Genomic DNA, 20,247 nt, shown 5'->3' with positions numbered 1-20,247 from the left:
ATTAATGTCCCTTCTTTTTGTGGTTGGTCTTTTTCTTAGATGAAGGCGCCTTGCCGGCCTTCGAAGCCGTAGCGCCCGAGGAAGTTGCAGGTTTCCCAGAGGCGACAGCCGCATCTCCCACAGCAACAGGAGCTTCTCCAACGGAAGCGACGTTGCCAGCACCCGCTACCGCAGCCTTGCCGGCAGGCAGCTTGTTCAGGAAGAAACGCTGCACCTCCGGACCGTACTTCTTAGAAAGCTTCGCGAACTTGTCTTCGCGCGTCTTCCAGATGGCATACAGCGGCGTTGCAATGGCAATGGAGGAATAGCAGCCGGTAATCAGGCCGATGGTCATGGCGAGCGCGAAGTCTTTCAGCGTTTCGCCGCCGAACAGCAGCATGGCCACGACAGGGATAAGCGATGTGATCGACGTGTTCAGAGAACGGATAAGCACCTCGTTGACCGAGTGGTTGGCCATGGTCATGAAGGTACACTTCACGTTTTCGGCCTTCATGTTCTCGTTAATGCGATGGAACACGACAACCGTATCGTAGAGCGAGTATCCCAGAATGGTAAGCAGCGCGGCGATGGTGTTCGGCGTGACTTCGTGGCCGAGCAAGGCGTATACGCCGAAAACGATGACGAGGTCGTGCAGCAGCGCGACAACCGCCGTAACACCCATCTTATAGTCGCGGAAGCGAATGGAAATATAGGCGATGATGAGCGCCAGCGAAACGAGGAACGCCAGGATCGAGCTCTTGACCACTGAGGTTCCCCAGTCGGGACCGATGGTCGTCACCTCGAATCCGTCCGTGCCCCATCCGAACGTATCGGCAACGTCGTTCGCCACAGCGGTCGCATCTTCGGCGGACGTGGAAGCGGTACGAGCCAGGAATCCCTCCTCGCCGTCGGACGTGGTGGTTTGGATAACCGCGTCGGGTTCGCCCGCATCGGCGAAGGCGTCGCGCACCTGTTCGATAGTCACATCGCCCGTATTGTGGAAGGCGATAGACGTGCCGCCCACGAATTCGATGCCGAAGTTGATGCCGCGCACGCCCACGATAACGGCAATTGCGACAACCACCACGGCCGCCGCGGTAAGGAAGTACTTGCGCAGGCCAAGGATGTCGAAATCGCGCTTGATGAAGCGGCCGCGCAGCTTCTTGCCAGCCTCGACTTCTTTCCCCTCTTCGTAATAAGGAACGGCTTCCTGGGAATCTTTAATGCCCCAGAAGCCCGGATGCTTCGCGATGGCACGCGGAGCAAGCAGGCGAATGATCGGCGCCTTGAACAGGAGCATCATGACGATATCGCACAGAATGCCGAGTGCCAACGTGAGACCGAAGCCTTTGACGGATGCGCTCGCCAGGAAGAACAGCGTCAGCGCAGATACGAGCGTGACCAGGTCGGCGTCGATCGACGTCAAGATACCGTGGCGCACGCCGGTGATGGATGCGGCACGAACGCTGCGGCCCATGCGAATCTCTTCGCGGAAGCGCTCAAGCGTCAGAATGGAAGAGTCGGCCGCCATACCGATGGTAAGCACGATGCCGGCAATGCCCGCAAGCGAGAGCGAGAACAGCCCGAAATGCGAAAGCGTAGCGAGAATGCCAAGGTACAGCGCCGCGAACACCGCCATGGCAGCGGCGGTGATCAGGCCGAGGCCATGATAGAACAGCAGCAAATACAGCATGACGAGCGCAAGGCCGATTCCTGCAACCACAACACCCGACGCAAGGGCGTCCTGACCCAAGGTGGGTCCGACGGTCTGGCTCTGCGCAAACTCAAAGCTCACGGGCAAAGACCCAGACTCGAGCACGGTCTGCAGCGCCTTCGCCTCGTCAAGCGTGTAGCCTCCCGTGATGGAAACGTCGCCATTGGGAATCTCTCCCTGCACGGCAGGCGCTGACTGAACCACCCCGTCGAGAATGATGACGATTTTGCCGTTAGTGGGTGCAAGATCTTTGGTGGCCTGCGCAAATGCAGCGGCACCTTCGCTATTCAATTTGAGATTGACCGCATAATCGGTTGCAGCCTCGGAAGCCTGGCCAACCGTTACGCGCTCGATGTCATCGCCCGTGACGATGGGCGTGTACGTGCCCTCATCGACATGCAGGGTAAGCTCTTCCTCGCCCGTGGGGAACTGGTTTCCCAGCGAGTCGGTCACCGATTGCTGCTGGATGTACCCACCCGTGTCGATTTTGTTTTTCACGGTTTCGTCAGTAAACGAATCGAGGCGCGCAAATTCGAGCTTGCCGGTTTTACCGATGGTGGCAAGAGCATCCTCGGTATCAGACAAGCCGGGAATCTGAACAAGAATCTGGTCGGAACCCTGCAAGGCAACCGTGGCCTCGGAGGCGCCGAGAGAGTTTACGCGGCTCTCGATGACCGCGCGAGACTTCTCCATATCCTCGGCAGAGACGGTAGCTCCATCATCGCCTTTCGCCGTGAGCACCACAGAAAGACCGCCTTGGATATCGAGGCCTTGGTTGATTTTCTCTTGGGGAGGCGTGAACATGAACACGGACCCAAGAACGAGCAACGCCGTGGCAACAATGAGCCAGACATTGCGGCGGTTCACGTGCTGCGACGTCTTCCTCCGCGTAGACGACTTCGTTGAAGCCGGTTTAGAAGCAGGTTTCATACTCTTCCTTTGTCATCGCTTCGCGCGGCGACCTCGATGCCGTCTGCGCATTTGTCTATAACCTTTGATATTGTGCCATACTCGAAGATAATTACCAGGGTTTTCGCGGGAGCGACGCAAACAGCGCATGGAAAACGGCCAGTCCGCGATCGGAAAGACAACCGCTGCGCACCACGCAAGAAACAGAGGAGGAAGGGGCTCGCCATGACACCGACGCAGAAGTTCGACAGCTTCAATGACGAGGAAGCCATCCGAGACATTCGTAAGCGGCTTTTCTCTCTTCAAGACCTCGAGTACAAGGAATTTCATCGCAAGCTCCTGCCGACGATCGACCCCGACCGCATTATCGGCGTACGCGTCCCCAAGGTGCGCGCATTGGCAAAAGAGCTTCGAAACACGCCGGAGTCGCATGCGTTCTTCCACGCTCTACCCCATCGTTATTTCGAAGAAAACAACCTGCATGGCTTTCTCATCGAGCACATGAACGACTTCGACGAAGCGGCAGAGTCCCTCGATGCGCTTCTTCCCTATATCGACAACTGGGCAACGTGCGATTCCATTTCCCCGAAGACGTTCTCGAAACACCCTGACAAGCTGCTGGCGAAAATAGACGAGTGGCTTTCTTCCGACAAGGCCTTCACCGTTCGTTTCGCCATCGGCATGCTCATGAAGCACTTCCTTGACGACAGATTCGAAGAAAGGTTCCTAGGCATCGTGGCGTCCGTCGCGCATGAAGGATGGGATAGCGAAAACGAGCAACAGGCCGTGGATGCCGACGGCAGCATTACGTATGACAACGCCTATTACGTGAACATGATGCGCGCATGGTATTTTGCAACCGCCTTAGCGAAACAGCCCGATGCGACGCTGCCCTATATCGAACAATATCGCCTTGATCAATGGACCCACAATATGGCCATACAGAAAGCGGTCGAGAGCAGGCGCATCAATCCCGAACTGAAAGCGCATCTGCGCACACTGCGAGCCTCGTCCGAGCGACGCATGCGTTGACGCGCTCCCGCAACGTGCTCCCTAATCTCTGGATAAGGAGGCGCCATCGGAGAATCTGTACTATTTCGTCGTTTTGCGCACCGAAAATACACGCAATGACGAAATAGTACAGCTCCGTCGGCACGATTGAGGAAGAACTCTTAACCGTAACGCTCTGACCAGGTGTTTCTTTAGCGTCTCCGCACTGTGCCCTTTGGCTCAGCAGCGGAATCCATGCTATTTCGTAATTCCTGCCATTTCCTGTGTCAAAAGACACGAAATAGTATGGATTGTCCGTTAAGCCTGGATTCAAGGCACGGATCAAACTTAGCCCATAGATTCCGAGTCGGAGCCGACGATCGAGGATGGCGCGACGAAAAAGGCGAACCCTCCGAGCTGATAGCCAACCTCGAAGGGTTCGCAGAAAATGACTGTGGTAGCCTGGAGGGGATTCGAACCCCCGATCTTCGCCTTGAGAGGGCGATGTCCTAAACCGCTAGACGACCAGGCCATGTTTTACGCTTTTCCAAGCGCGGGTTAGAAGTATCGCAGCGTTGTCGGCTTTCGTCAACTACTTTTTCGAAAAATGTCGGCAAGCCAGCCAGGAATCGAGGTCCGCCCCAATAGCTGCTCGCCGCCGAAAAAACGTTTCAACAGCTGCTCACCGAAAGAAAACCCATCCTAACGGTCGTTCGCCGCGGGGGAATTCTCCTGGCAGTCGTTCGCCGCGGGAGAATTCATCCTAGTAGTCGTTCGCCGCGGGAGAGTTCATCCAATCCTGGTAAAACGCCTCGTATTCTCCCGCCAGAACGGCCTCGCGCGCCTTTGCCATCAAATCAATCAAGAAATGCAGATTGTGAATGGACAGCAAAATGCCGCCGAGCATTTCCTTCTGCATAACCAGATGACGAAGGTAGGCGCGCGTGTACTGCGTACACACCGGACAGGTGCACTGCGGATCAAGCGGCGTGAAATCCTCCTTGTACTTCGCGTTGCGCAAATTCATACGTCCCTCGTGCGAAAACGCCGTGCCCATGCGGCCCGTGCGCGTGGGAAGCACGCAGTCGAACATATCCACGCCTTCGCGCACCGCGCGCACCAACGTGGTGGGATTGCCGACGCCCATCAGATAGCGCGGCCTGTCCTGCGGCAGCGCGTCGCATACCGCGCCCAGCGTTTCGAACATCACATCATGCGGCTCGCCGACGGAATACCCACCGATGCCGAAGCCCTGAAAGCCCTTATGCCCCGCAGCGCGGCTTGCGGCATCGATTTCCATCAGACGGCGCGCGCTCTCTAGACGCAAGTCACGATGCATGCCGCCCTGCACGATAGCGAACAGAGCCTGGTCTTCGCGCGTATGGGCGGCGCAGCAACGCTCCGCCCACTCCCAGGAAAGCTTCGTCGACGCGGCGACAGCTTCCTTTTCCGCGGGATAGCCAATGCACTGGTCAAGCTGCATGACAATATCGGCGCCGATGCGCTGCTGAATGTCCATGTTGCTCTCGGGCGTCCAACGATGCTTGCTGCCGTCATAGTCGCGGGCATGAAAGCTCACGCCGTCGGGATCGGTCTTCATCATGTGATCAAGGCTGAAGAGCTGAAACCCGCCCGAATCGGTCAGCATGGGCCCGTTGTAGTTCATGAACTTCTGCACGCCCCCCGCACGCTCGATGATATCGACACCGGGACGCATATAGAGATGGTACGTATTCGCAAGCACGACCTGACTGCCCAAGTCGTGCAGCTGGTCGACCGTCACGCCTTTGACCGTGGCATGCGTGCCAACCGGCATGAACATGGGGGTATGCACCGCACCATGGGCGGTATCGAACGTCAACGCGCGCGCATTGCCGTCGCGTGCGTCAATGGTCACGTCGAAAAGCGCCATTGCAGGTTTCCTTTCACGAAATGAGTGTAGCGGGAACGTTCGGCAGAACGACCAGCTTCGTCAGCCGTTTGAACGACGAATCCCTAATGAATGAACATGGCGTCGCCGAAGCTCAGCATGCGGTAATCGCCCTCGATGGCATGCTGATAAGCCGCCATGATGTTCTCGCGCGTGGAAAACGCGCTTACCAGCATCATGAGCGTCGAACGCGGCACGTGGAAGTTCGTAATGAGCGCGTCCACCACGCCGAATTCGTAGCCGGGAAGAATATAGAGGCTCGTCGCCTCGTGATCGCGAGCCCTCAAACGGCCTTCCTTGCGATCATAGGCGCTCTCGAGCGAGCGCACGCTCGTGGTTCCCACGGCGATCACGCGGTTGCCGCGCGCATGGGCGGCATCGCATGCATCCACCACGCTTTGCGAAACCGTGTAGAACTCAGTATGGATAGTGTGCTTCTCCGGATCTTCCTCGTCGACCACGCGAAACGTATCCAAGCCCACCTCAAGCTCGACGGTGTGCCATTCAACGCCCTTTTCCCGCAGACGCTCGATCAGCTCAGGCGTGAAGTGCAGACCGGCCGTAGGAGCCGCCGCGCTTTTCTCATTGTGGGAATATACCGTCTGGTACATTTCTTCATCGCCCGCGTATCCCTTGATATAAGGAGGAAGCGGTGTGTGTCCAACCGCATGAAGCGCGTCGTCAAGCGAACCAAGCGGCGTGGTCAGGCGCACAAGGCGCTCGCCCTTGCCTTCGTCTGCTCCCCAGCCAATGACCTCGGCAGACAAGGCAACCTGGCCGCCCTTGTCGCAGAAATCGACCACGGCGCCGCTACCCGGCTTCAAACGCTTGCCGGGACGTACGAGCACCTCCCAAACGGCGGACGATCCGGTCTTCGGCTCCACATCGAAACGCTCACGCAGCAGAAACACCTCGGCGGCGCCGCCGGTACCGCGCTTCGCGCCCAAAAGCCTGGCCGGCATGACACGCGTGTTGTTTGCCACCAGCACATCGCCCGGCTCGAGGTAATCGTAGATATCGCGGAAAATCCGGTCTTCGATCGCCCCGCTCTTGCGATCCATGGCAAGCATCTTGCATGCATCGCGCACAGGAGCCGGCGCTTGGGCTATGCAGCGCTCGGGCAGTTCGTAGTCGAAATCGTCAGTTCTCATGATTCTGCTCTCTCATTTTCCGCAAGGTCTCGTGCTTGCGTCGTTGCTTCTCGTTATAAGCTTCCTTCTCGGCCTTGCGCGCGGCACGCGCCGCAGCCTCCGCCGCACGTTGGGGCGCACGTTCTTCTTCACGCTTCGCCTTCGCAGCGGCACGCTCCGCCTTGCGCTGCTCGCGCTCTTCGGCGGCCTCCACTTTGGAAAACGCGCAGCCGCAGTAATTCTGACGGTACATGCCCAGCGCCTTGCTCCTGCGCGTCGCCTCGGGATACTGCTCGCGAAAATCCTGAAAGACCGGGGAAATCCCGACTTTGCGGCATGCCGCTTCAAGCTCTTCGTGAATCGTCTCGATGTACTGATACGGGCTCACCGTCAACGTGGTAGCAAGCCCTTCAAAACCGTTGGCGGCCGCATACGACGCCGCCTCCTCCAAGCGAAGGCGATAGCAGGCGCGGCATCTGTCGGGACGGGCATCGGGATCGGTGCCGAATACGCCAGCGGCGTTCGCCCAGGCTTGAGGCTCATATGGCCCCTCGACGACTTCTATCCCCTGACTTTGCGCGAAATCGAGCATCGTCCGCAAACGATGATCGTATTCGGAAGCAGGATGGATATTGGAATTCATATAGGCGATCGTGATCTGGTGCCCCGCCTCAAGCAGCAGGCGAAGCGGCTCGAGCGAGCACGGCCCGCAGCATGCATGCAGCAGCAGCTTCATAACGACCCCTTTCTTCGGCGCGTCGAACCCTCGACCAGAAGAGCATGGCGACGTATGCGCCGTGCTCGCGTATGCGTCGTGTGCATATGCGCAGCGCAATCACGCATTCCTTCAAAACCGCACTATACTACCATGCAGACAGACATATTCCTCATCCTTCAGAAAAGGACGATACGCATGAGCAATACGCAGCAACCGGCCGCACGCAGCTACACCACCCTCTTCTTCGACCTGGACGGCACGCTTCTTCCCATCGAGACAAGCGCCTTCATGAAGGCCTACACCCGCTCTTTGGGAGAATTCGCCCACGACCACGGCATGGACGGCCGCGCTGTGATGGGCGCTTTGTTCGAAGGCGTGAAAGCCATGGCGGCAAACGACGGATCGCGCTCAAACCACGACGTGTTCTGGCCCGTCTTCTCGAAGCTCACCGGCACGAATGCCGAAGAGGTGGAGGCGCTTTTCGACGAGTATTACGCAGGGCCGTTCAACGAAATATCCAAACTCGCGACTCCCAATCCCGCGGCAGCGAAAGCCATCGCGACGCTTAAGGAAAAAGGCTACACCCTGGCTGTAACGACCATGCCCATGTTCCCCCTTGCTGCCGTCCATGCACGCCTGCGCTGGGCCGGCCTTGACCCCAACGATTTCATCTTCGTGACCGACTATGCAACCGCAACCTCCGTCAAGCCGCATACCGCCTATTACGAGGAGGCCCTTCGCCGAGCGGGCGTTGCCGCGTCGGACGTGCTCATGGTGGGCAATAACACGCGCGAAGACGGAGCGGCCACCAAGACGGGCGCGGACATCTATTTCGTCACCGACCATGCAATAGAGGAAGAAGACGGCCTTGACCTCGCACAATGCAAGCATGGATCGCTCGAGGATTTCGCTCGCTTCTGCGAGGATCTGCCCTCGCTGAAGTAGGCGGCCAATCAAAAAGACGCGTAAGCGGCGAATGCGCGCTCGGACTTTTTCGGATACGGTCGCGCAATGCGACGAAGCATACAGGCACGCTAGATTGGAGGCAGTTATGTCTGAAATCAAAGAAACCTACGTCGATTACCTGGGGTACAAAACCTACTGCAAAATTGTCACTCCGGACAATCCCGATCCCGCGAAAAAACCGCTGCTCGTGCTCCACGGCGGACCTGGAGACTGCCACAACTACCTGCTCACCTATGCAAAGCTCGCCGATCGCGCAAACCGCCAAGTTGTATTCTACGACCAGATCGGCTGCGGAAAATCGGCCATTCCCCACCAGGAAGACGACTTCTACACCTATGACTTGTGGGCAAACGAATTCTACACGGTGCGAGAGGCGCTTGGCCTTGACGACATTCACCTGTTCGGCAATTCCTGGGGCGGCATGCTTGGCATGTACTGCATGATGAGAGACGACGCGGGCGTGAATTCCTTCGTCATCAACAGCTCACCAGTCCGCATCCAGACATGGCTCGACGAGGCAAACCGCCTTCTACAATACATGCCGCAGGACATGCAGGAAGCCCTCGCTGAAGCGGAACGCACCGGCAACTACGAAACGCCCGAAGCGAAAGCAGCCGCAGACGAATATTACAAGCGCCATGTGGTGGGCTTCTACGAGAAGGACTATCCCCAGTTCGTGACCGATTCGTTCGCCGGCGTCGGAGAGTGCTACATGGTCATGCAAGGCGCAAGCGAATTCGTGGTTACCGGGAAAATGAAGGACTGGGATATCCGCGAAGGCGTGAAGAACATCAAAGTACCCTGCATGGCGCTTTCCGGAACCGACGATGAAGGAACGCCCTACACCATCAAAGAAGGCGTCGACCTTATCCCCGGCTGCGAATGGACGCTTATCCAAGGCGCCCCGCATATCGCCAACGCGACGCATCCCGACGAATGCCTCGCCGCCGTCGAAGGGTTCATCTGCAAGTTCGATTAGACCCCCAAACAATCGCTTTACAAACAATTCGAATGGTTTCGACATTCGTCGCACAAAATCGAAAGGGAGGCTCTCGCCTCCCTTTCGATTCGTTCAAGTGAATTCGCTCGCCGAAGCGAACGATCTATTCCTGCGAACGGTTAAAGCTTCACGACGTTGCTCGCCTGCTTCTTGCCGTTCTGACCCTCGGTCACCTCGAAGGAGACACGTGCGCCCTCATCGAGCGTCTTGTATCCGTCCATCTTGATTTCCGAGAAATGCACGAACAAATCTTCCCCGTCTTCCTGAGAAATGAATCCGTAACCCTTCTCAGCGTTGAACCACTTGACAGTTCCTTCAGCCATCTTGGCCTCTTTCCCTTCCCCATACGGAGAAGTTGACACCCTAGTTTCAAACCAGGTAACTCATCCCATTTCCCCAATGGGATCCCACATAATATATCGCCATAAGCGATATGAATACAGCCTACCACCTTTTGACCGCAGACAACCGCCGCAAGCAAAATCATCCTCTTTTTTACCCACTTTGTTGAAAAAACCCACGGAAACACTTTGGACGAAGCGGCCGATCTCCTACCGCGAAGAGGATTCGACCACGCCGTCTTCCTCAAGCATGCCCGCAAGTTCTTCCTCGGTAAAAACTTTGTTGCGCTCCGGCTCTTCGACGCCGTACGCCCTCGCCAACGCGCACGCCTGCGCGTACCGCAAATCAGATCTGCCCGTACGCCCCGCCTGTTCAAGATAGAAGGCTTCCAGCGCAAGGCTTCGAACGACGTACTCGACCACGCGAGAATCCGTCCCCGAAATATGCACGATCGAAGCGAAGCTTTCCGCCTCGAGGCCGAGTATGACGTCGGCGTCCATATCAAGCGCGCGGGAAATCGCATCTTCGAGAGATTCCGACGCCTCGTTGGGGTCGTGCTTGCCATAGTCCATGCTTCGCCGTATTCCTTCGGCGAACTGCAAGAACAAACGCATGAGATAGTCTTGCTGCAGCATTACGGACGATTCACCCCCATATGTTCGAAAGCCCGATCGGTTGCCTGGCGGCCCTTAGGCGTACGCATAATCAGGCCCTGCTGAATAAGATACGGTTCGTACACATCCTCGACGGTATCGGGATCTTCGGCAAGCGCCGAAGAAAGCGTGGAAAGCCCGACCGGACGCCCGCCGAACGAAACGCATAAAAGCTCGAGGATTTTATTGTCAAGGGAATCCAGGCCCAGGGAATCGACCTCGAAAAAGCTCAGCGCCTGAGCTGCTGTATCTTCGTCGATAGACCCAGACCCGCGAACCTGGGCCCAGTCGCGCACACGCTTGAGCAGCCTGTTCGCCAAACGCGGCGTACCCCGGCTGCGGCGTGCGATTTCCAAGGCGCCCTCTTCATCTATGCTGACGTCCAAAATGCCCGAAGAGCGCTTCACAATATCGGAGAGCTCTTCGGGGGTGTAGTAATCAAGGCGAAACACAATGCCGAAGCGATCGCGCAAAGGCCCTGTCAGCAAGCCCGTACGCGTGGTGGCGCCCACCAGCGTGAATTTAGGGAGGTCCAAACGAATGCTGCGCGCCGCCGGGCCTTTCCCGACCACGATATCGAGCACGTAATCTTCCAGCGCGGGATAGAGAACTTCTTCGACCTGACGGTTCAGGCGGTGGATTTCATCGATGAATAAAACATCGCCTTCTTCGAGATTGGTGAGAATGGCGGCAAGGTCTCCCGGACGAGCGATGGCGGGCCCGCTTGTTGTGCGGATATTGGCCCCAAGTTCGTTGGCAACCACCGTCGCAAGCGTGGTCTTGCCCAGCCCCGGAGGGCCGCTGAACAAAACATGGTCCATGCATTCGCCGCGTTGCCTTGCAGCCTGGATGAGAATAGACAGGCTCTCTTTCACGCGCGTCTGACCAAGATAATCGTCCAGGCGCTTCGGCCTCAGGGAACGATCGAGGGCAAGGTCGTCCTCGATCAATTCGGGGGCAACCATGCGATCTGTGGCAGTACGCGCAGTTTGCGCCCCTGCGTCGAACACCATTCCTTCTATTTCGATGCCGTTACTCATACTTTCCTTTGCAATCGAATCGGCGTATGCCCTTGCCGCGCCTTAAACCGGCAAACTCCGGAAGGTCGCAGCGAAAAAAGCTTACCAAACGGCCGCCTAGACAGAACCCAGCCTTTTAAGAGCATACTGCAAAAGCGCCCCTTCCGTGTCGGCCGATTCGGGAGCATCTTTCAAGGCAAGGTCGGCCTCTGCCGAAGAGAAGCCCATTGAAAGCAAGGCGTCTCGAGCGTCCTGCAAACGCGCGGAAGCCTCCGCGACCTGCGCGCTGAACAGATTGCCTTCCGCTTCTTCGGCCAATGTGCCCTTAAGCTCCAGGATGAGACGCTGCGCCGTTTTCTTCCCGACGCCGGGAATGTTCGATACGGCCTTTACGTCCTGAGATTGAATGGCGGAAACAAGCTCCTCGGGCTTAAACGTGGAAAGCGCGGCAAGCGCCACCTTCGGCCCGACGCCTGATACGCCAATCAGACGCAGAAAAAGCGCATGCGCCTCTTGCGACAAGAACCCGTACAACGCCATAGCATCTTCGCGTACAGACAGGTGCGTATACACCATGACCTCGGAGCCCCGATCGGGAAGGCGCGACAAATCCGTTGCCGGCATGCCTACGGAAAATCCGACGCCGTTCACGTTGATGAACGCGTGACTCGACGTGCGGCCCGCCATTGTTCCCTTCAAAAACGCAATCACAGCTTTTCCTCCTTGCATACAGGACCGTGCGTGACGTAGCAGATGGCCGCCGCAAGCGCGTCGGCCGCATGGTCGGGACGAGGGAGGTCCTCTAGCCCGAGGATCTGACGAACCATATACTGTACCTGTTCCTTTTCCGCTGTGCCCTCGCCCACCACGGCAAGCTTTATCTGCCGCGGCGTGAACTCGCCCACAGAAAGCCCGTGTTGGGCGCATGCCACCAAGGCCGCGCCTCGCGCCTGCCCAGTATCGAACGCTGCGGTGACATTCTGGCCGAACCACACCGTTTCGATGCCTACGCACGAAGGCTCGAAACGCTGAGAAACCGCGTCAATCTGCTCGCAGATCTTGGCAAGACGCTGGGAAAGCTCTGTACGAGGCGTGGTGGTTATGCAGCCATATGCAAGACAGGAGAGGCGAGAACCGCGTTGCTCGATCACGCCCCACCCCGTATGAGCAAGGCCGGGATCGATTCCGAGTATTACCCGAGCATCAGCGCGCACCGTGCATCCTTCCCGTCCTAGCGGGAAAAGCTGCATCGACTTCCCGCAATGCTAAAAAACGCCGGCTGCGCGGCGTTTCAAATATAAATACCAAACGTCTGTTCGATATTACACTATTACGGGTTCCGCATTGGATGCTGCCCGGCATCTTCAACCAGAATGCACAATCAAGCGGCCCGAAACATAGCGTTTACGGCTCGGGAACGCCTTCTATGACAAGAAACTTCGTACTTTTAGCCAAAATAAGTTCATCCCCAGGACGAACAGCAACGGGCTTCGACACGAAGCCCTCCCGCTCCGCATGCGGAGGCTCCACGACCACGGACTCGCCGCTTGCTCCGTTCACCAGCACCGTTCCATTGCTTGACCCAAGTCCTTCGGCGAACCAGAAGCCCTCTTCGTCTCTCCATATGCGCATATGGAGAGCAGAAACATCGGAACCTACACTGCTTATGGAATGCTCTTCGCTAGCAAGCGCTCCTATCTCCACTGCGCCCACAGACGAATCAAGCCAATATGGAGCCCCCACGACATAGCCGTCTACAACGCGAAGGAGCCCGAGGGAGAGAGCGGGAACCTGCGAAGAGTCAGCTGCGGAATCAGACGAGGCCATGGGCGAAGTCACAGGACGACGACCGTAGGCGGACTGAGAGAAATCCAGCGTGCATTCGATCGCCTTGCGAACATTTCCCGAACAACCTGCCGACACGAACAAAACCATGGCGATTTCCGACCGTTCATCAACGGTGTATCCGCTTTTCTCGGAAAGACGGTCGAGCATGTTTCGATAGACCGTCACATCCTGGTGGCAAGCAACGAGCACGTCCTGCATCGAACGACCTGGCTCTCCGGCCACCAAATCAAACACATCCTCACTCGAAAGCGCACGCCCTTCGCGAGATTTCAAACGGGCCACAATACGTAGCGCGCTTACCCCGAAGTCGCAGAAATAACGCTCCTGCAAAGAGCCTATAGGAGCATGCACGATGAAGCGCGAGACCCATGTGCGATCGCCTACACGACTCACGGGACTGCGCCCGTCGGAAAGGGGCCTCCCTGAAAGAACGAGGGAAGCAAGCTCCTTATTGCTGATGCCACCATGTTTTTTCAAGGTTTCAAACAGCACGGCGCAAGGCGTTTTATCATTCGTCACCATCGCGCACCTCCTTTCCGCAATCACTCTTTTCGGGCAAAAGACCCGTTGCAGCCTTATTATCCGCCAAAACACCGCCTTGTAGCGAGAGCGCATCGTCGTCGCCCGACGCCTCATCAAGCGCGTGGACGGATGCCTCCCCACGGCTCGCCGGAAGCGCCTTGCGGGGCCGAAAAGGAAGCACGGCCAACGCATAATCTAGCACCAGCGGACACCATCCCGCCGCCACAACGGCGAAAAGCGCCGCAGCAAGACCGCGAAAGACCTCATCCGAAGGAAGCTCGAGCATCGACCCAAGCAAGAAGACCAAGCACGCCATCGATAGCAGGGCGACGCTTCCGGACAGAAACCCGCGCAGCGTGTGCGACCGCTTTCCGCGAATCGCAAACCCAGCCAGCGCAGGAACGGCAAGCGCGGCAGACACCGCACACCCGTTCAACGAGCCGGACCACGAACAGGGCCCCAGCGCCCATGAAGCATCTACGCCGTGAACAAGCAGGCCCGTGGCCACGACCGAAACCGACCACACCGCCGCCGAAGCCGCCTTTCCTACAGAACGAAGCAGGTTGCGAATGCGAAGCGGAGATCCCGCGAAACCACTTGCAGGCCCGCCCGAAACACAAGAATCGAGCGGCTCACCGCGCAAAGCGTGTCTGATGTTTCCTGCGTAACGAAACGCAAATGCGCCACATGCATCGCGCGCAGCCGCTGGGCAAGGCCGGTCTTTTGGATCGACCGACAGGCACGCTTCGATGACGGCCTCCAATTGCGCATCGATCGAAGAAAGCGCCGTACGTACGTCCTCCGCATGGGGACGAACGGACATCTGCGAAGATTCCATCCCGACAGCAACGGCTATCTCGGGCTCGCGAGCGAGAACCACCGAAACGTCCTCCGCAACACGATGCGCCGACGCCCCGAATACGGGCCTTCTGGTTCGCTTCACCTCGCCGATACTCAATTCGTCTTCGAAACACTCAAAAGGCAGACACGCATAGAGCAGCTCGTAGAGAACGCTTGCCGCAGCATAGACATCGACGGCGGGCGAACGACGCACTTTCGCACTTTTCGAGCCATCGAGCAGTTCAGGGGCGGCATAATCAACCGTCGTGTTCGAGCCGGCAACCACATCCGCGTCGTCCCCCGCTGCCGCAGACCCAAAATCCAGCAGACAGAGATCGAAGACGCCTTCGTCAATCTGGTCGGAAACGTCCAAACAAGACGTACGCACTATAATGTTGGAAGGAGAAACATCGCGATGAGCCAATCCCCCTTCGACAAAATCGAGCCTCGCAAGCACATCGAACATATCGCGGCCGATTCTCGCCACGGTCAAAGGGGACATTCGCCCCGCATCATCCACGGCAAAGCGACGACGCACGTGCGCCAACGGCTCCCCTTCTATCCATTCCATCACGATGGCGGGAGCCCCTTCGATATAGCCCCATCCGTACAAACGGGGAAATCCCTTCAAGGAATGCACCGTACGATGGAGTTCGTACTCCCTTCGAAAAGCGGCCTGGCGCTGTTCTTCGGACAAAGCACAGGGCGTTTCCTGGGAGCTTTCCGTCTGCGACAAAAGCCGCTTGACGGCAAGAACCTCCCCGCATGCGCTCTTCGCACGCACTACGCATCCAAGGCCGCCGTAGCGTACGCTTGATTCGTCCAAAAGAAGCGTCGTAAAACGGCGGACATAAGCGTCTCGCTCCGATTCGGCAAGCACGAAAGAGGCTTCGAAGCGTTCGAGGCGAACGAAACGTACATGAGCGTTTCGTTCCGCCGCTTCTTTGCAAGAATCGTAGGATGCTATGTCGTAATAGGGAGATTCGTCGGGAAGCTCATACATCACGGCCGTGCTCCTGGATAACGCTGTTCAAAATCGGACAAGGGAATGATTTTGCCGTCTGGGCCGGTGTTTTCAAGAATTGGAGCCATGAAGTCCGCCTGATGTTCAGAAGGGTTCTCCATGCTTACATTGATGATCCAAGCGCGCCTTAAGACGGCCGTTGCCGAAGTAAGATCGGAATACAGCGTGTTGATGCCTTCGTATTTCTGCGCATAAGCCGACCCGTTGGGAACAGCAAGGTTCTGAACCTCGATGCCCAAGGCCATCAAAGCGTTGAACTCCGTATTGACTTCGGAGAAGCAGCTCATGCGAAGGTCGGAATCAGTAGAAAGACAGTTGCTGTTGAACTGCGCATAAAGATTCGACACCGTTTGGGCATGGGGAGCTAAATTGTTGTAATACCCAACAAGCACATCCCGAAACGACGCGTCCTCATCGGCGTCGGGACCAGGCTGTACAGGCGGCTGAGAATTTCCGCCATCCGATCCCCCGTCAGAGGGTGGAACGGGATTCTGGGAGCCACCATCCCCCGATTCTGAATTGTCCTGAGGCTCTTCAGTGGAAGAGGATTCTTCTTCGTTCGAAGAATCTGACGATATATCAGGATTGTCTGAAGAAGCAGCCAAGGGCGAGACGCCGGGAAACGATACGCCCCCCGAGTTCGATGATGCAACAGGACCCGAAGAGAAAGATTTTGACCCGGAAGATTGCGATGAGGAATCCGCCGCATCCGCGCTTTCATCACGCGAAGCCGTCACGGATTCGACCACCGACTGAATAACGGGGTTTTGAACGATGAGGGCAGGAACGGCAGCGGCATACACTACGCCCCCGAAAAGCACGAGCACGAGCGAAAAAGTTGCGAGACCCATAAGCGTTGGCGGAAGAGAGGCTCGGTACGAACGGCGGGCAAGCAGGCCTTTTTGATGGAAAAAACGCACGACGACCTGCTCCTTTCTAAGATAAAGAACGCGAAAAAACACCCTTGAAAAGAGTTGCTTCTCCATTATATCCAGGCTTCCCCTAATTTGTTGCGCAACAAATGCATCCGCAATACTCAGGAAATTGAAAGAATTGACTAATGAATTCGTCGAAAAAAGCCGCATCTAGCGGCTTTTTTCGACGAATATCCCCCAGAAGACAATCAAATCTTGCTGTCGAACACGAACTCACTCGAGTATTCGTATGCAAAGTAAATGCTCTCATTGTCTGCATACTTATAGTATGACAAATGGAACGCGGAGCCATCAAACGTAAGCTTTGACTCCCCGTCATCGTAGAGAACCTCAGGGACGGACGACCCTGTCTGAGAAAAATCAATAGAATCAGAGCTGGTGCGCAACGCAGCAGAAATCGAGGAGAAATTGACAGGATAGCTATACGAGGCATCGCCGAAAACGGTTAGAGTTCCGTCATCATTGATGGTGCACTTCACGTGCATCGATTGCGCGCCAAAATCATCCCAGTCCCAATATTCATACCTTCCATCGCCAGCTACCCAAATCTGCTTGGTCGTGGCAGAACTCGAGGATGATTTCCATGTTCCGCACAAATCAACCAGCGATTGATTGTTGGACAAGGCCTCAAGACGCGAGGCGACCGAAATACCTTCATATTCAAAATCGGAAGGAAGATTACCGAAAGCTTTCTGAGCACTGCCGAGATTGCCGTCATCGTACTCTTTCTCCGCCTTCATCAATTGCTCCGCATTATTGCAGTACTCTTTCTTTGCGGCAGAATCCTCGTAACCGTCAGCCTTGGAGAAGTAATCCGACGCCGCACTGACGTCGGCCGCTTCAAGGCGATTCGTTCCAAGACGGTAATACGCCTCTTTCATTCTTTGATCAGAATCCTCTATGCCAGATGATTTCTCAAACGACTCCACCGCATCTTTTTGGGTGAGGTATTCGTTCGATTGCAGCTGAATCATCCCATTGCAGTATGCGATGTATTTCTCGAAATCGTCTTTTTTCGATTCCCCGAAAAGTTCAATGGCCTTGGAATAGTCTCCCTCTTTCATGAGCTGCTTCGCATCGGCATATTTCATTGACGGAACAGCAACCGTAATGGCCACGATGCCAGCAACAGCAAGCACAACGGTCGCAGCAGCTATTCCGATGAATTTGCGGGGAATCTTTTTTTCAATCGCTTCATCGCTTGTAGAAGAATTGGACCGTTTGCTCTCCCCCGCATCATCCTTGTTGTCAATAGAATTCTCGAGAGACAGCTCCGTTGAATTGGTTTCAGAACCCTCTCCTTCATTCAGCTGAACCGCATCGGTGCAATCAGGACATTCGTCAAACGAATCCTCGCAAGGAGTCGCTTCTCGCTCGTTGGGATCCCCCATAATGTACCCCCTCTTCTACTCGCTAAAGATTCGCAAACCCAAGATCGGCCATCGTCACTTCCGTGCCGCTCTTCTTCGCAACACTTTCCAGGCCGCATACGGTCCTCTTAATCATCTCGGCGTTGCTCGCCAATAAAGTAGGGTCCGTCGTGTTTGGGTTGCCATGTATATCGATGGTTTCGCTCGATACCGAGTCCCATTCGATTTCGTCGCCCTCCACATACTCAAGAAGATTCAGCTTTCCCGTCGCTTTCTCCTGCGTCTTGCCATTGAGTATGTTCATCTGCGCAGACGCGTTGAGCGTCGCGTCGCTCTTCCCGTATGTAATGGCTACAACAAGCGTTTGCCCCATGCTTGCGTATATGCTATCTTCCGTCGCGAGACTGTACGTGCACTGCAATCCGCTCTCGCCAGATTTTCCAACCGCAACCGTATAGCTTTTATCGGGAGCGCTATACGTAGCCCCTCCCTCCTGCTTCAGGTAATCGAGAAAAAGAAAGTAACGACATTCGCTCATGGCTTTTGCCACTTCTTCATCTTGTTCAAGGCTCGCATATATTTCGAGAGCCTCTTGATACGACCCTTCGGCCATCAAGTCGCCAGCTTCGCTTTTCTTGTCAGCGCAGCCGACCAAAAGCATGGACAGGACGCCCAACAAAAACAACGCGCAAAACAATGTCGTTGCCTTGGCTTTGACAGAAAACCCCATTTATATGCTCCCTTCTTAACGTCGATGAAAGAATCATACAAACGATTTTCTTGCTTTTGTTGAGCAACAATTCGAGGTATTCTCCGAGAGTCCTCTCATGCTAAGATGTTTCAATCATTCCCGAAACAAAAAAAGCGGCTTCCTTCCTCGAAAAACCGCCTTTGACATGCAATAATACGTTCGCAATTCGCTGCAGCATGCACCGAACGAGCCTCTTTAGGAAGCAACTTCGGTACCACCGTCAGGAACGCCTTCCTTGGAAGAAGCGCTCCCCTTTGCGTCCGGAAAGCCTTTGGCATCCTTCTTTCCGTCGAATTCATCGACGTCGGCCGCGCACGCATCGCCTTGGTTCTGCGCAAAACCTTCACTGGCTTCGGCAACGAAAGCCACCTCGTCAGGCTCTTCGCCAACGACCGCATTGTCATTCAAAGCGGCCGGAAGGACGGCTTTCTTTGCGGGCTTACCCTTCTTGCCGCCGTCGCGCTTAAACGTCTTCGTGCGCTGAATGAGCACAGCGCCGATCAAGAACGGCATCCAGAACACTAGGCCTCTATACACCAGCACGCTCGCCATGCCCGCCGCCGAATTGATGTCGTACGCGCTGAACAGCACCATGACGCCCGCCTCCACGAACCCGACGCCCTGAGGCACAGGAGAGATCATGGCAAGCAGCGTAGCAATAACGTAGCCGCATATCAGCGCTTCGGGATTCGTGATATTGAACGCAACGCCCACCAGGCAAAACGCCGCAAGTTCGCACGTGCTTGCGGCAATGGAGCAGCCGAAGGCCTTCGCCGCTGTTTTCGGATTGGCCGCAATGGTGCCCGCCGCGTCGCCAAACGATGCAACCGCTTTCTCCGCCCAAGGATCGAGCGGATTCTTGTTGAACTTCTTCAGAATACGGTTTACCAGACGCTCCACCGGATGCAGCAGGCCCACGAGCATCTTGGGGCTTTTGCGGCCGATGAACATAATGCCGCCCATGAAGCCGACCATGACCACCACCACAAGCCCGGTCAAAAACCATGCAGGACTCAAATTGCCCGTAACCTGCAAGATAATGAAGCCGACGACCATGATGGTCATGAAGCCCGATTCGATGGTCATCTGCATCAACAACGCAGCTGATGTCGCCTTGCCTCCGGGAATGCCGCGGCGCCGAGCATCGTCGACCACAAGCGTCGCGCCCGCCATGTTCAACGACGGCGCAATGGTATTCATGAAAAACGTGCCGAACACCAGCGGAAGCGTTTCCTTTGGACCCATCTTCTCGTTGACCGACGCGAACGTGAAATGATACGCCCAGCTTTGCGCATAGTACTTTCCAAGCTGCGTCAGCACGGCCAAAACCAAGGGGATGACCGCCCCTTTCTTCATGGTCTCCACCAGTTCGACAAGCTGGTCGCCACGTAAAAGAATGAATGCCAGCACGATAACGATAACGAAGCCGACGAGGAGTTTCTGAATGCTTGGTTTCAAAAGGCTCAGCTTTCTTCGTCAGGATGATGCGGCCTGTGCCGCCCGATAACGCCTGGATTATACTCCCCCGCCCTTGCAAAACCTCCCGTCGAAGCCCAAGCGTTGCCCATACGGCATGCTATCGGCACCGATGCGGCATATGTTACAGA

General features: G+C 56.3%; 18 protein-coding genes and 1 tRNA gene. 3 read left to right on the top strand and 16 right to left on the bottom strand.

What is annotated here, in order from left to right:
• Position 1: 1 nt before the first annotated feature.
• On the bottom strand, positions 2–2,623 hold the full coding sequence (locus HMPREF9451_RS01030; RefSeq protein ID WP_009138438.1) for a protein translocase subunit SecDF: 2,622 nt from the start codon (positions 2,621–2,623) through the stop codon (positions 2–4).
• A 204-nt stretch (positions 2,624–2,827) separates the two neighbouring features.
• On the opposite strand from HMPREF9451_RS01030, the gene HMPREF9451_RS01025 reads away from it, so the two are divergent.
• On the top strand, positions 2,828–3,634 hold the full coding sequence (locus HMPREF9451_RS01025) for a DNA alkylation repair protein (RefSeq protein ID WP_009138437.1): 807 nt from the start codon (positions 2,828–2,830) through the stop codon (positions 3,632–3,634).
• Between the two features lie 413 nt (positions 3,635–4,047).
• On the opposite strand, the gene HMPREF9451_RS01020 is transcribed toward HMPREF9451_RS01025, so the two are convergent.
• The 4 genes from HMPREF9451_RS01020 to HMPREF9451_RS09765 all read right to left on the bottom strand — a co-directional run bounded on the left by HMPREF9451_RS01020 (position 4,048) and on the right by HMPREF9451_RS09765 (position 7,388).
• Positions 4,048–4,124, bottom strand: a tRNA-Glu gene (locus tag HMPREF9451_RS01020).
• Positions 4,125–4,355: 231 nt separating this feature from the next.
• Entirely contained in the window at positions 4,356–5,504 is a 1,149-nt protein-coding gene (tgt, locus tag HMPREF9451_RS01015; RefSeq protein ID WP_009138436.1) for a tRNA guanosine(34) transglycosylase Tgt, read from the bottom strand.
• Between the two features lie 83 nt (positions 5,505–5,587).
• Positions 5,588–6,673 (bottom strand): tRNA preQ1(34) S-adenosylmethionine ribosyltransferase-isomerase QueA, encoded by a 1,086-nt coding sequence (queA, locus tag HMPREF9451_RS01010; protein ID WP_009138435.1) that lies wholly within the window; start codon positions 6,671–6,673, stop codon positions 5,588–5,590.
• On the bottom strand, positions 6,663–7,388 hold the full coding sequence (locus HMPREF9451_RS09765; protein WP_009138434.1) for an epoxyqueuosine reductase QueH: 726 nt from the start codon (positions 7,386–7,388) through the stop codon (positions 6,663–6,665). The genes queA and HMPREF9451_RS09765 overlap by 11 nt, the downstream gene beginning before the upstream one ends.
• 177 nt (positions 7,389–7,565) lie before the next feature.
• On the opposite strand from HMPREF9451_RS09765, the gene HMPREF9451_RS09760 reads away from it, so the two are divergent.
• Together HMPREF9451_RS09760 and HMPREF9451_RS00995 are read left to right on the top strand one after the other, a co-directional pair.
• Entirely contained in the window at positions 7,566–8,315 is a 750-nt protein-coding gene (locus tag HMPREF9451_RS09760) for an HAD family hydrolase (protein WP_009138433.1), read from the top strand.
• A 106-nt stretch (positions 8,316–8,421) separates the two neighbouring features.
• The gene (locus HMPREF9451_RS00995) at positions 8,422–9,315 is read left to right on the top strand and encodes a proline iminopeptidase-family hydrolase (protein WP_009138432.1); all 894 of its coding nucleotides are present in this window, start codon (positions 8,422–8,424) and stop codon (positions 9,313–9,315) included.
• A gap of 140 nt (positions 9,316–9,455) precedes the next feature.
• On the opposite strand, the gene HMPREF9451_RS00990 is transcribed toward HMPREF9451_RS00995, so the two are convergent.
• The 11 genes from HMPREF9451_RS00990 to HMPREF9451_RS00940 all read right to left on the bottom strand — a co-directional run bounded on the left by HMPREF9451_RS00990 (position 9,456) and on the right by HMPREF9451_RS00940 (position 20,098).
• Complete coding sequence (locus tag HMPREF9451_RS00990) at positions 9,456–9,659, bottom strand: cold-shock protein (protein ID WP_009138431.1); 204 nt, start codon at positions 9,657–9,659, stop codon at positions 9,456–9,458.
• 228 nt (positions 9,660–9,887) lie between these two features.
• Positions 9,888–10,313 (bottom strand): hypothetical protein, encoded by a 426-nt coding sequence (locus HMPREF9451_RS00985; protein ID WP_009138430.1) that lies wholly within the window; start codon positions 10,311–10,313, stop codon positions 9,888–9,890.
• Positions 10,313–11,371, bottom strand: coding sequence for a Holliday junction branch migration DNA helicase RuvB (gene ruvB, locus HMPREF9451_RS00980; RefSeq protein WP_009138429.1), 1,059 nt, complete (start codon positions 11,369–11,371; stop codon positions 10,313–10,315). The genes HMPREF9451_RS00985 and ruvB overlap by 1 nt, the downstream gene beginning before the upstream one ends.
• 96 nt (positions 11,372–11,467) lie before the next feature.
• Positions 11,468–12,061: a Holliday junction branch migration protein RuvA gene (gene ruvA, locus HMPREF9451_RS00975; RefSeq protein ID WP_009138428.1), complete on the bottom strand. Its 594-nt coding sequence runs from the start codon at positions 12,059–12,061 to the stop codon at positions 11,468–11,470.
• Positions 12,058–12,600: a crossover junction endodeoxyribonuclease RuvC gene (gene ruvC / locus HMPREF9451_RS00970; RefSeq protein ID WP_009138427.1), complete on the bottom strand. Its 543-nt coding sequence runs from the start codon at positions 12,598–12,600 to the stop codon at positions 12,058–12,060. The genes ruvA and ruvC overlap by 4 nt, the downstream gene beginning before the upstream one ends.
• A gap of 154 nt (positions 12,601–12,754) precedes the next feature.
• Positions 12,755–13,720, bottom strand: a complete 966-nt coding sequence (locus HMPREF9451_RS00965; RefSeq protein WP_009138426.1) for an FHA domain-containing protein — start codon at positions 13,718–13,720, stop codon at positions 12,755–12,757.
• The gene (locus HMPREF9451_RS00960; RefSeq protein WP_009138425.1) at positions 13,707–15,563 is read right to left on the bottom strand and encodes a serine/threonine protein kinase; all 1,857 of its coding nucleotides are present in this window, start codon (positions 15,561–15,563) and stop codon (positions 13,707–13,709) included. Before HMPREF9451_RS00960 ends, HMPREF9451_RS00965 begins: the two co-directional genes overlap by 14 nt.
• The gene (locus HMPREF9451_RS00955) at positions 15,563–16,504 is read right to left on the bottom strand and encodes a hypothetical protein (protein ID WP_009138424.1); all 942 of its coding nucleotides are present in this window, start codon (positions 16,502–16,504) and stop codon (positions 15,563–15,565) included. Before HMPREF9451_RS00955 ends, HMPREF9451_RS00960 begins: the two co-directional genes overlap by 1 nt.
• 203 nt (positions 16,505–16,707) lie before the next feature.
• Positions 16,708–17,910: a hypothetical protein gene (locus tag HMPREF9451_RS00950; RefSeq protein WP_009138423.1), complete on the bottom strand. Its 1,203-nt coding sequence runs from the start codon at positions 17,908–17,910 to the stop codon at positions 16,708–16,710.
• A gap of 22 nt (positions 17,911–17,932) precedes the next feature.
• Positions 17,933–18,619 carry a hypothetical protein gene (locus HMPREF9451_RS00945; protein ID WP_009138422.1) on the bottom strand — a complete coding sequence of 229 codons (687 nt, stop codon included), beginning with the start codon at positions 18,617–18,619 and terminating at the stop codon, positions 17,933–17,935.
• Positions 18,620–18,835: 216 nt separating this feature from the next.
• A complete protein-coding gene (locus HMPREF9451_RS00940) occupies positions 18,836–20,098 on the bottom strand; it encodes a lysylphosphatidylglycerol synthase transmembrane domain-containing protein (protein WP_009138421.1) in 1,263 nt (420 codons plus the stop codon).
• Positions 20,099–20,247: the final 149 nt, after the last annotated feature.

This window comes from Slackia piriformis YIT 12062 (genome assembly GCF_000296445.1).
GTDB classification, from domain to species: Bacteria; Actinomycetota; Coriobacteriia; order Coriobacteriales; family Eggerthellaceae; genus Slackia; species Slackia piriformis.
This window is presented reverse-complemented; position numbering and strand designations above follow the sequence as displayed.